The 10,720-nt window shown below is 70.2% G+C and carries 11 protein-coding genes and 1 pseudogene; all 12 read left to right on the forward strand.

Annotation, left to right across the window (positions count from 1 at the left end; all coding sequences use genetic code 11):
* The coding region (gene hisG / locus HRL41_RS10715) for an ATP phosphoribosyltransferase (protein ID WP_172137023.1) at window positions 1-813 on the forward strand (813 nt) is incomplete at its 5' end.
* 63 nt (window positions 814-876) lie between these two features.
* On the forward strand, window positions 877-2,283 hold the full coding sequence (gene hisD, locus HRL41_RS10720) for a histidinol dehydrogenase (protein ID WP_172137031.1): 1,407 nt from the start codon (window positions 877-879) through the stop codon (window positions 2,281-2,283).
* Window positions 2,276-3,343, forward strand: a complete 1,068-nt coding sequence (gene hisC / locus HRL41_RS10725; RefSeq protein ID WP_172137024.1) for a histidinol-phosphate transaminase — start codon at window positions 2,276-2,278, stop codon at window positions 3,341-3,343. Before hisD ends, hisC begins: the two co-directional genes overlap by 8 nt.
* Before the next feature lie 21 nt (window positions 3,344-3,364).
* Window positions 3,365-3,958, forward strand: coding sequence for an imidazoleglycerol-phosphate dehydratase HisB (gene hisB / locus HRL41_RS10730; protein ID WP_165173904.1), 594 nt, complete (start codon window positions 3,365-3,367; stop codon window positions 3,956-3,958).
* The gene (locus HRL41_RS10735; RefSeq protein ID WP_172137025.1) at window positions 3,955-4,758 is read left to right on the forward strand and encodes an imidazole glycerol phosphate synthase subunit HisH; all 804 of its coding nucleotides are present in this window, start codon (window positions 3,955-3,957) and stop codon (window positions 4,756-4,758) included. Before hisB ends, HRL41_RS10735 begins: the two co-directional genes overlap by 4 nt.
* A 16-nt stretch (window positions 4,759-4,774) precedes the next feature.
* Entirely contained in the window at window positions 4,775-5,512 is a 738-nt protein-coding gene (gene hisA / locus HRL41_RS10740; protein WP_172137026.1) for a 1-(5-phosphoribosyl)-5-[(5-phosphoribosylamino)methylideneamino]imidazole-4-carboxamide isomerase, read from the forward strand.
* A gap of 179 nt (window positions 5,513-5,691) precedes the next feature.
* On the forward strand, window positions 5,692-6,456 hold the full coding sequence (gene hisF, locus HRL41_RS10745) for an imidazole glycerol phosphate synthase subunit HisF (protein WP_172137027.1): 765 nt from the start codon (window positions 5,692-5,694) through the stop codon (window positions 6,454-6,456).
* A gap of 114 nt (window positions 6,457-6,570) precedes the next feature.
* Entirely contained in the window at window positions 6,571-7,785 is a 1,215-nt protein-coding gene (locus HRL41_RS10750; RefSeq protein WP_172137028.1) for an XRE family transcriptional regulator, read from the forward strand.
* Between the two features lie 145 nt (window positions 7,786-7,930).
* Window positions 7,931-8,842 (forward strand): radical SAM protein, encoded by a 912-nt coding sequence (locus HRL41_RS10755; RefSeq protein WP_172137029.1) that lies wholly within the window; start codon window positions 7,931-7,933, stop codon window positions 8,840-8,842.
* Window positions 8,843-8,896: 54 nt separating this feature from the next.
* Window positions 8,897-9,235, forward strand: coding sequence for a phosphoribosyl-AMP cyclohydrolase (hisI, locus tag HRL41_RS10760; protein WP_172137030.1), 339 nt, complete (start codon window positions 8,897-8,899; stop codon window positions 9,233-9,235).
* 477 nt (window positions 9,236-9,712) lie between these two features.
* Window positions 9,713-10,393, forward strand: coding sequence for a transaldolase family protein (locus HRL41_RS10765; RefSeq protein ID WP_165173900.1), 681 nt, complete (start codon window positions 9,713-9,715; stop codon window positions 10,391-10,393).
* Window positions 10,394-10,720 (forward strand): annotated as a pseudogene (locus HRL41_RS10770) (hypothetical protein); the annotation flags it as partial.

Consider the following 10,720-nt stretch of genomic DNA (forward strand, 5'->3'; position numbering starts at 1 on the left):
ATCGCGCCCGGCGCCGCGAGCCGCACGACCGCCGCCCCCGCACCCGCCGTGCCCGCCGTCGCGGGCCGCACGGCGCGCCCCCTGCGCATCGCCGTGCCGAAGGGCTCGCTGGCTGCCGACGCCCTTGAGTGCCTTGGCGCCGCGGGGCTCGACACCGCGGGGCTCGACAACCCGGGGCGCCAGCTCATCATCAGCAACCCGGGCGTGGACTTCATCATCGTGCGCCCCTCTGACGCGCCGGTGTTCGTGGCGCTCGGCGCCGCCGACTGCGGCATCTGCGGGAAGGACTCGCTGCTCGAGGCGTCGCCCGACGTGGTGGAGCTCGTGGACCTCAAGTTCGGCGAGTGCCGCTTCGTGGTGGCCGAGCCCGCGGGCGCAAGCGGCGCCATCGACGAGCACTACCGCAAGCTCGGCTCCATCCGCGTGGCCACGAAGTACCCCAACATCACGTCCGCCCACTACGCCAAGACCGGCGTGCAGGTGGAGATCGTGAAGCTGCACGGCAACATCGAGCTCGCGCCGCTCACGGGCATGGCCGAGCGCATCGTCGACATCACGGCCACGGGCACCACGCTGCGCGAGAACAACCTGGTGGTCGTGGAGGAGGTGCTGTCCTCCACGGCGCGCTTCTTCGCGAACACGTGCGCGTTCCGCACCGACGAGCGCGTCGCGGCCCTGGCGCGCGCGCTGCAGCGCCATGCCGACGAGAGCACGTACGAGCCCATCGCGGGAAAGCCCCTCGGCAGCGCCGCCGCGCCCACGGCGCCCACGGCACCCGCGACATCCACGGCACCCGCCGCATCCGTCGGGTAGCCCCAGAGCAAGACACCGGGCACGGCCGCGTGGGCCTGCCGCCAGAGATAGGAGATCACCATGATGCGCCGCGTCATCCTCAACCCAGACGAAACGTTCACCAGCTCGCTCATCAACCGCACGGGCGCCTTCAACGCCCGCGCGCTCGAGGCCGCCACGTCCATCATCGAGGAGGTGCGCACCCGCGGCGACGCGGCCCTGCGTGACTTCACCGAGAAGTTCGACGGCGTGCGCGTCGAGGACTTCCGCGTGCCGGCCGAGGCCGTCGAGGCCGCCGAGGCGAACGTCGCGCCCGCCACGGTGGAGGCGCTCAAGCACGCCGCCGCGCAGATCCGCGACTTCCACGAGCGCCAGGTGCAGCAGAGCTGGATCTACGCGCGCGCCGACGGCGCCGTCCTCGGCGCGAAGGTGACGCCGCTCGAGTCGGTGGGCATCTACGTGCCGGGCGGGCGCGCCCTCTACCCCTCCACCGTGCTCATGAACGCGCTGCCCGCTAAGGTGGCGGGCGTCGAGCGCATCGTGTGCGTGACGCCGCCGACGAAGGACGGCACGCTTGACCCGGGCATCCTCACGGCGTGCAAGATCGCGGGCGTGACCGAGGTCTACTCCGTGGGCGGCGCGCAGGCTGTCGGCGCCCTGGCCTACGGCACCGAGTCCATCGAGCCGGTCGTCAAGATCACGGGCCCGGGCAACGCGTACGTGGCCGCGGCCAAGAAGATCGTCTCGGGGGACGTGGGCATCGACATGATCGCCGGCCCGTCCGAGGTGTGCGTGGTGGCCGACGAGACGGCCGACCCGTCGCTCGTGGCCATCGACCTCATGGCGCAGGCCGAGCATGACCCGCTCGCGGCATGCTACCTGGTGACGTTCTCCGAGGCGTACGCCGACGCCGTCGAGGCCGCCGTCGAGGGGCACCTCGCGCGCTCCACGCGCGCCGAGATCACGCGCGCCTCGCTCGAGGGACAGGGCCTCATCACCGTCTGCCCGAGCATGGAGGCCGCCCTGCAGGCCGTGAACGTCATCGCCCCCGAGCACCTCGAGATGCACGTGGCCGACGCCATGAGCTACCTGGGCAGCATCCGCAACGCGGGCGCCATCTTCCTCGGCGAGTGGACCACCGAGGCGCTCGGCGACTACGTGGCGGGCCCCAACCACACGCTGCCCACGGGCGGCACGGCGCGCTACGCGAGCCCGCTTTCGGTGGACGAGTTCGTGAAGAAGTCGTCCATCATCCAGTTCTCGCCCCAGGCGCTGAGAAACGACGCGCAGGCCACCATGCGCATCGCGCGCCACGAGGGCCTGTGGGCGCACGCCGAGTCGGTCGCGCTGCGCGTGGAGGCGCTCGAGGCCGCCGACGCCGCGCAGGCCGCCGGGGCTGCTGCCGCCGACGCCGCGCAGGCTGCCGGGGCTGCTGCCGCCGACGACGCGCAGGCTGCCGGGGCTGCGGAAGGGGAGGCCGCCGATGAATAAGGTGCGCGCGTCCGCCCCGCAGCTCCAGGGCCTCGTTCCCTACGACCCGAAGTACCTGCCTGCCGAGGCGTTCCTCTCCGCGAACGAGAACCCGCGCGACGTGGACCCCGAGATCCGCAAGCAGGCGATGCGCGAGGTGAAGAAGGCGGCGCTCAACCGCTACCCCGACCCGCTCGCCAACGAGCTGCGCGACATGATTGCCGAGGCCAACGGCCTCGAGCGCGACCAGGTGCTCGTGGGCAACGGCGGCGACGAGCTTCTGTTCGACCTGGCGCTCGCGTGGGGCGGCCCGGGGCGCACGTTCCTCAACCTGCCGCCGACGTTCTCGGTGTACGCGGCCAACGCGCGCCTCACGAACACCACGGTGGTCGACATCCCGCGCAACCCCGACTACTCCATAGACGAGGAGGCCGTGCTCGCGCGCGCGGCGCAGGGCGACGTCGACTTCATGGTGGTGGCGAGCCCCAACAACCCCACGGGCCTCATGGCGTCGCCGGTGTTCCTCGAGCGCCTGCTTGGCGCCACGGACGCGCTCGTGATGGTGGACGAGGCGTACTTCGAGTTCTCGCGCCAGACGATGCGCCCGCAGCTGGCCGCCCACGAGAACCTCGTCATCCTGCGCACGTTCTCCAAGGCGTTCTCGCTCGCGGGCGTGCGCGTGGGCTACATCCTCGGGAACCCCGGGGTGATCCGCGAGTTCGTCAAGGTGCGCCAGCCCTACTCGGTTGACGTGGTGTCGCAGGCCATCGCGCGCGTGGTGTTCGCCAACCGCGCGAAGTTCGAGCCGGGCATCGAGGCCATCATCTCCGAGCGCGCCCGCATGATGGAGGCGCTGCACAAGGTGCCGGGCGTCACGCCGTACCCGTCGGACTCGAACTGGATCTTCTTCAAGATCGCCGACGCGGCCGAGGCATGGGAGTACCTCTACGCCCACGGCGTGCTCGTGCGCGACTTCAGCAGCGCGCCGTACCTGGAGAACGGCCTGCGCGTGACCATCGGCACGCCCGAACAGAACGACCTGTTCCTGAGGAACCTGCGCGACTTCGCGCTGCGTCCCTGAGGCTGACGGAAGGGGAGGACGATCGTGAGCAGAACCGCAACGGTGAAGCGCACCACCAAGGAGACCGACATCAGCGTCGAGATCGACCTGGACGGCACGGGAGCCGTCGACGTCGACACCGGCGTGCCGTTCTTCGACCACATGCTCGACGCCTTCGGGCGCCACGGCCTGTTCGACCTGCGCGTGCGGGCGAAAGGCGACGTCGAGGTCGACGCGCACCACACGGTGGAGGACACCGGGATCGTGCTGGGGCAGGCCATCGCCCGCGCGCTCGGCGACAAGCGCGGCATCACGCGCTTCGGCTCGCAGCTGCTGCCCATGGACGAGGCGCTCGTGCTCGCCGCGTGCGACATCTCGGGGCGCGGCCAGCTGCACTACGCCGTCGACGTGCCGCTCTGCCTGCTGGGGACCTTCGACACGTCGCTTGCGAAGGAGTTCCTCATCGCGCTGGCCGCCAACGCCGGCGTGACGCTGCACGTCCGCCAGCTGGCGGGCGAGAACGCGCATCACCTGGTGGAGGCGTCGTTCAAGGCGTGCGGCCGCGCGCTGCGCCAGGCGTGCGCGATAGACGCGCGCGTGGGCGACGCGCTGCCCTCGACCAAGGGGGCGCTGTGATAGCGGTCGTCGACTACCACAAGGGGAACCTGAAGAGCGTCGAGCGCGGGCTGGCCGCGGTGGGCGGCGACGCGCGCATCACCGACGACGCGGACGTGATCACGCGCGCCGACGCCATCGTGCTGCCGGGCGTGGGCGCCTTCGGCGACGCGGCGGCCACCATGGCCGAGCTCGGGCAGATGGAGGTCATCCGCGCGCGCGTGGACGCCGGCGTGCCGTTCCTCGGCATCTGCCTGGGCGAGCACCTCATGTTCGAGGAAGGAGAGGAGGGCGCGCCCGAGGTTGGCGAAGACGAGGAGCCGCGCCGCCCGCGCGGGCTTGCGATCCTGCCCGGCGTGGTGGGGAGGATGCCGCGCGTCGACGCCGCGGGGCGCGCCTACAAGGTGCCGCACGTGGGGTGGAATGCTGTCGTTCCGGCAGGCGCGGATGCGCTCGGGGTCGCCGGGGGCGGGAGCAGAGCTCAGTCGCTCGGACAGTCCTGCTCGCACGGAAGCGCCGTCGGCGCTTCCGGCTCGTGCGGAACTCGCTTGGTGAGCACCGCTCCCGCCCCCGGCGAGGGGGCTGCTTTCTCCTGCCCGCTGTTCGCGGGCGTTGAGCCGGGGGAGTTCTTCTACTTCACGCACAGCTACGTGGCGCCCGACTCGCCGGCCACCGTGGCCGTGACGACGCACTCGGTCACCTTCCCGTGCGCGGTGCAGTACCGCGACCGCGTGTTCGGCGTGCAGTTCCATCCCGAGAAGAGCTCGGACGCGGGCGCGAAGGTGCTCGCGAACTTCGTGCGCATCGTGGGCGAGATCTAGCGAAAGGACGTGGGCCATGTTTCTGCTTCCGGCCATCGACATTCTGGGCGGGCGCGCCGTGCGCCTGGCGAAGGGCGACTACGCCCAGGTCACGGTCTACAACGAGGATCCCGTGGCGCAGGCGCGCGCGTTCGAGGCGGCAGGCGCCGCCTGGCTGCACGTGGTCGACCTCGACGGCGCGAAGTCGGGCAACCCCGACAACGTCGAGGTGATCGAGCGCATCCTGGCCGCCACCAACCTGAAGGTTGAGGTGGGCGGCGGCGTGCGCTCGATGGCCGCCGTCGAGCGCCTCATGGCGGCGGGCGTGACGCGCGTGGTGCTCGGCACGGCGCTCGTGCGCGACCCGGCGTTCGCGCGCGAGGCGGTGGCCGCGTACGGTGGGAGCGCGCTCGTGGCGGGCATCGACGCGAAGGGCGGCGAGGTGGCCGTGTCGGGCTGGTGCGAGGGCTCGGGCATCACGGCGCACGAGCTCGCGCGCCGCATGGCCGCCGTGGGCTACGAGCACCTCGTGTACACCGACATCGCGCGCGACGGCATGCAGACAGGCCTCGACCCGCAGGCCTACGTGCTCATGCACGAGGCGTTCGGGCATCCCGTGGTGGCGAGCGGCGGCGTGGCCAGCGTGGCCGACGTCGAGCGCCTCGCGCCCGTGGCCCACGCCGTCGAGGGCATCATCGCCGGCCGCGCCATCTACGAGGGCACGCTCACCGTCGAGGAGGGCGTGGCGGCCTGCGCCGCCGCAAGCGGCGAATAGCGGCGCGTTTTTGGCAACGTCAGGAGGTGACGCGGAATGGTGCTCACCAAGCGAGTTCCGCACGAGCCGAAAGCGCCGGCGGCGCTTTCGTGCGAGCAGGACTGTCTGAGCGACTGAGCTCCGTTCCGCGTCGCCTCCGTCGGCTCAGGAAGACCATCAGCGGAAGAGGAAGATTTCCCATGTTAACTAAGCGCGTAATCCCCTGCATGGACGTGAAGGACGGCCGCGTGGTCAAGGGCGTCAACTTCGTGAACCTGCGCGACGCGGGCGACCCCATCGAGCTTGCGCGCGCCTATGACGAGCAGAAGGCCGACGAGGTCATCTTCCTTGACATCACGGCCACCTCCGACGACCGCGCCACCACCGTCGAGCTCGCGAGCCGCGCGAGCGAGGAGCTGCACCTGCCGTACTGCGTGGGCGGGGGCTTCCGCAGCGTGGCCGACATCCACCGCATGATCGCCGCCGGCGCCGACAAGGTGAGCGTGAACTCGGCGGCGGTGAAGAACCCCGAGCTCATCACGGTGGCTGCCGCCGCGTTCGGCACGCAGGCGATCCTGTGCGCCATCGACGCGAAGGCGGTGGCGGGCAACCCCAACAAGTGGGAGGTCTACGTGGCGGGCGGGCGCACCGCCACGGGCATCGACGCCGTCGAGTGGGCGCGGGAGGCCGCGCGCCGCGGCGCGGGCGAGATCCTGCTCACGTCCATGGACCGCGACGGCAGCCGCGACGGCTTCGACTGCGCGCTCACCCGCGCCGTGGCGCGCGCCGTGGACATCCCGGTCATCGCCTCGGGCGGCGTCGGCGAGCTCGAGCACTTCGCGCAGGGCATCATCGAGGGCGAGGCCGACGCCGTGCTCGCCGCGAGCGTCTTCCACTTCGGCGAGCTCACCGTGCGCCAGGTGAAGGAGCACATGCGCTCCTGCGGCATCCCCGTGCGCCTGTAGCCCGAGCGCGTTGGGGCCCGAGCGCGCTGGCGGGCGTCGCACCGCTGCTTTCCGGCGGGTGCCCCGTGATACAATGCGGGCATGGTTGTCGATTCGCAGACATACGAGCTTCGGGTGCTTGATCGCACGCTGCTCGCCTTTCGCATGACGCGGGGCGAGTACGGCGAGGTTGACGTCGCGCTGCTCGACTTCGACGCAGCGAGCGCGCATCTGCTTCCGCTCTCGTTCGGCGGCGTGGCGAGCGCGCAGGCGCTGGATGACTGGCTTCGGCGTCGGCGCGTGCCAAAGAACCGCGCGTACGTCGACGAGATCCTGCGGTCGTGCGGCATAGAGTCGGACGACGTCAAGTCCATTATCGACGTGAGCCGCGGCCTCTCGCTCAACGACGCGTACTGGGTCGTTCCCGGCGGGTCACGCGCCGTCTTCGACGAGTGGAACCTGTACGAGAACGACCTGAACGAGGCGCTGCAGCTGGCTGCCTACACGGGCGTGGTGTCTGACGCGCTTGCGAGCGGCGGGCTTCCGAGCGAGCTGACCAACGGCGGCATGTTTCCCAAGGCATGGCGCGCCGTCGGGGGCAAGCGCTTCCTCTACAAGGCGGGGCATCTCTTCGAGGGCGCGAACATGGGCAAGGAACCGTATTCCGAGCATCTCGCGTGGCAGGTGGCGCAGCGCATGGGGATCGACGCAGTTGCGTACGACCTGACCATCTGGAAGGGCGCGCTGTGCTCGACGTGCGAGAACTTCTGCTCGAAGGGCACGGCTTTCGCGCCCCTCGGGTTCGCCATGCCGGCGGAGGAGTTCAGGCGAACCGACCTGCGGTCGGCGTTGGGGTTCTACGCCCAGATGGGCGAGCCTGCGCTTGAGTCGTTCAAGTCGATGCTCGTGTTCGACGCCCTCGTGTTCAACGAAGATCGCCACATGGGGAACTACGGCGTTTTGCGCGACGCGGCTACGGGGCATGTGCTGGGCATGGCTCCCGTGTTCGACAACAACCTGTCGTTGTTCGCGAGCGCCATGCCGGACGAGTTCGAGCCCGACGGCATGCTCGAGCGCGCGAAGCGCGGGCGTGGGGCGTTCGCGCCTGCGCTCGACGAGCAGGCGGCGTTGGTCATGGGCCCCGTTCAGAAACGCCAGCTCGAGCGCTTGGCCGGATTCGAGCTGAGGCGTCATCCCGTCATGGACGAGTTTCCGGAGCCGCGCACGCGCAATCACTTCAGCGACGAGCGGCTGCGTGCGCTCAACGAGTACCTGCGCCGCCGCGCGGACCAGATGCTCTCGCTGCCGACGGTCGACCCCGAGAAGATCCTGCGCGATGTGAGCCGGTAAGGCGCGCATCTGATGTGGCAGCGCGCATCTGACGGGGCGTGCATCGTTCACGCGATGGCGGCGGGGCGCGCCGCTGCTTTCCGACGGGTGCCCCGTGATACAATGAGGGGCAGAGTTTCAGCAGGTCTCGAAAGGGGAAAGCGCCATGTCTGCCCAGCAGAACATCAAGTCCCACATCTCCTCTCCGCAGCATCGGCCGCCGCATGATCTGGGGTGTCCCATGCTGCAGGTCGTCACGGGGTGCTCGCACGGCAAGTGCCACTTCTGCGACATCTTCAACGGCGTGCCGTTCGCGGCGTCGCCGGAAGAGGAGGTCAAAGCCGACATCGAGGAGATCGCGCGCACGGCGACGGCGCTCACCAGGCGCATCTACCTCACGGGCGGCAACCCCTTCGCGCTGCCCACGCACCGCCTCATCGAGATCTTCGACATGGTGGAGGAGCGCATTCCCACGGTGAACAGCTATGGCGGCTTCTGCCGCATCGTGGACGTGGCGAACAAGTCCGACGAGGAGCTGGCGCTTCTGGCCTCGCGCGGCGTCAACCGCATCACCATCGGCGCGGAGAGCGGCTTCGACGAGGCGCTTGAGTTCATGGAGAAGGGCCACACCGCAGCCGACATCGTCGAGCAGGGGCGGCGCCTGCACGAGGCGGGCATCGACTTCACGTTCTTCTACCTCGCGGGCATGGCGGGCGCGGGGCGCGGCGAGGAGAACGCCATCGCCTCGGCGCGCGCGTTCAGCGCGGCGAACCCGAGCGACATCCTCATCGTCACGCTCACGCCGACGCAGACCTGGCCGCTCGCGCGCGACATCGCCGCGGGCACGTGGGCCGCGCCGACCGAGGGCGAGATGGCGCGCGAGATCCGCACGTTCATCGAGCACCTCACCTGCACCTGCCACGTGAACTGCGCGCACGACACCGACGTCCTGCGCTTCGAGGGCATGGTCCCCGAGGCCCAGGGGCTGATGCTCGAGCTTCTGGACAACCTCATTCCGAAGATGAACGAAGGCGCGGCGCGGCGCATGCGCGAGATGCTGCACAAGGCGTCGTTCTAGCGGCGCCAGGCGCGCGCATGCGCCGCGCGCGTGCGCAGGAAAGGAGCGGGCTGCATGGACGCCCCCGACATCACCGACTTCTCCCAGCTCGCCTACAACGAGGCGGGCCTCATCCCGTGCGTCGTGCAGGACGTGCGCAGCAGAGAGGTGCTCATGGTGGCGTGGATGAGCGAGGCGTCGCTTGAGCTCACGCGCGAGACGGGCGAGACGGTGTTCTGGTCGCGCAGCCGCCAGGAGCTCTGGCACAAGGGCGCGACCAGCGGAAACACCCAGCGCGTGGTGGAGATTCGCTACGACTGCGACGCCGACTGCCTGCTCGCGCTCGTGGAGGCGGCCGGCCCGGCGTGCCACACGGGGGCCGAGAGCTGCTTCTTCCGCACGCTCGAGCTCTAGCGGCGGCTGGGCGTCGCCTGCGGGCATGCCGCGCCCGCGGCCGGATCCTTCGCCTTCGCGCCCTGCGGGCGCTTCGCCCGAGATGACAGGGGGGAGGGGCGAAGCTCCCGCCGAGGTTGACGCCCGCAGGCGCAACGGGTTGCTATGGACGTGGAAAGCCAGCGCTCTTCCTCTGCGCTCTTCGCGCTCCTTTGCCCGCGCGGCGCATTCCGTGCTTGAACTGCGCGAAAACATGCGCTAACATGGGCGCAGTTTCATTTTCCCCGCACAGAAGCTCATCTGCCCGCCCGTCCGGGCGCTTTGCGCGCATCCGCGCAGGCGCACCCCCCGGCCATTCGCGGCAAGGCGGCTTTCGTGCCGTCTGCAGAGGAAGCATCCCCAAGAGGAGATCCCGTCAATTCCGCAAAAGCCAAGTCAGGACACGTGCGCATCCGCGCACGTTCGCACCATCCAAGCCATCTGAAAGAGGAGGACCACGTGAAGTTCTTTCTGGACACCGCCGATCTCGCCGAGATCGAGGAGGCAGCCAGCTGGGGCGCGCTCGCGGGCGTGACCACCAACCCCACGCTCTACGCGCGCATCGGGGGCAAGCTCGACGACTTCCACAACCACATCAAGCGCATCTGCGACATCGTGGGGCCTGAGTGCCCCGTGTCGGCCGAGTCGGTCGCCATGACGCGCGACGAGCTCGTGCGCGACGGCCGCGAGCTGGCGCAGATCGCCCCCAACGTCGTGGTGAAGATCCCGACCATGGTCGAGGGCCTCGCAGCCACGCGCACGCTGGCCGACGAGGGCATCCGCGTGAACATGACGCTGTGCTTCACCGTGCCGCAGGCCATCCTGGCCGCCCGCGCGGGCGCGCGCTACATCTCGCCGTTCGTGGGCCGCTTCGACGACATCTCCGAGGACGGCCTCGACCAGGTGGCCAACATCGTGACGGCCATCAACAACTACGACTTCACGGCCAACACCGTGAACGGCGAGCAGGTCGAGATCATCGCCGCGTCCATCCGCAGCGCCAACCACGTGACGCAGTCCGCCCTCATGGGCGCCGACATCGCCACCGTGCCCTTCGGCGTGCTGAAGAAGATGGTCGCCCATCCGCTGACCGACCGCGGGCTTGAGGCGTTCCTCGCAGACTGGGAGAAAGTACAGTAAATGAGCGAAGTCGAAGAGACGAAGACGGCGGCAGCGCCCGCCCCTGCACCTGAGGCGGCTGCCGAGGAGAAGCCCGTGCGCCGCCGCGCCACGCGCGCGAAGAAGGCGGAGGATGACGCTGCCGAGGCGAAGGCCGCCGGCGCTGACGCCGGGGAGAAGGTCGAGAAGCCCGCGCGCAAGGCGACGCGCACCCGCAAGGCCGCGTCCGAGGCGCCTGCTGGCGCCGACGGGGCCGCTGCCGCCGACGGGGCCGCTGCCGAGGCGCCGGAGGCGTCTCCGCGCAAGGCGACGCGCACCCGCGCCCGCAAGGCCGCGCCCGATGGGGGC

The sequence above is a fragment of the Adlercreutzia sp. ZJ473 genome (assembly GCF_013185065.1).
GTDB lineage: Bacteria > Actinomycetota > Coriobacteriia > Coriobacteriales > Eggerthellaceae > CAAEEV01.

Bases quoted from the DNA above. Each gene is read 5' to 3' on its own strand.
- hisA (WP_172137026.1), top strand. From the start codon at position 4,775: ATGTTTCTGCTTCCGGCCATCGACATTCTGGGCGGGCGCGCCGTGCGC.
- hisF (WP_172137027.1), top strand. From the start codon at position 5,692: ATGTTAACTAAGCGCGTAATCCCCTGCATGGACGTGAAGGACGGCCGC.
- HRL41_RS10755 (WP_172137029.1), top strand. From the start codon at position 7,931: ATGTCTGCCCAGCAGAACATCAAGTCCCACATCTCCTCTCCGCAGCAT.
- hisD (WP_172137031.1), top strand. From the start codon at position 877: ATGCGCCGCGTCATCCTCAACCCAGACGAAACGTTCACCAGCTCGCTC.
- hisC (WP_172137024.1), top strand. From the start codon at position 2,276: ATGAATAAGGTGCGCGCGTCCGCCCCGCAGCTCCAGGGCCTCGTTCCC.
- hisI (WP_172137030.1), top strand. From the start codon at position 8,897: ATGGACGCCCCCGACATCACCGACTTCTCCCAGCTCGCCTACAACGAG.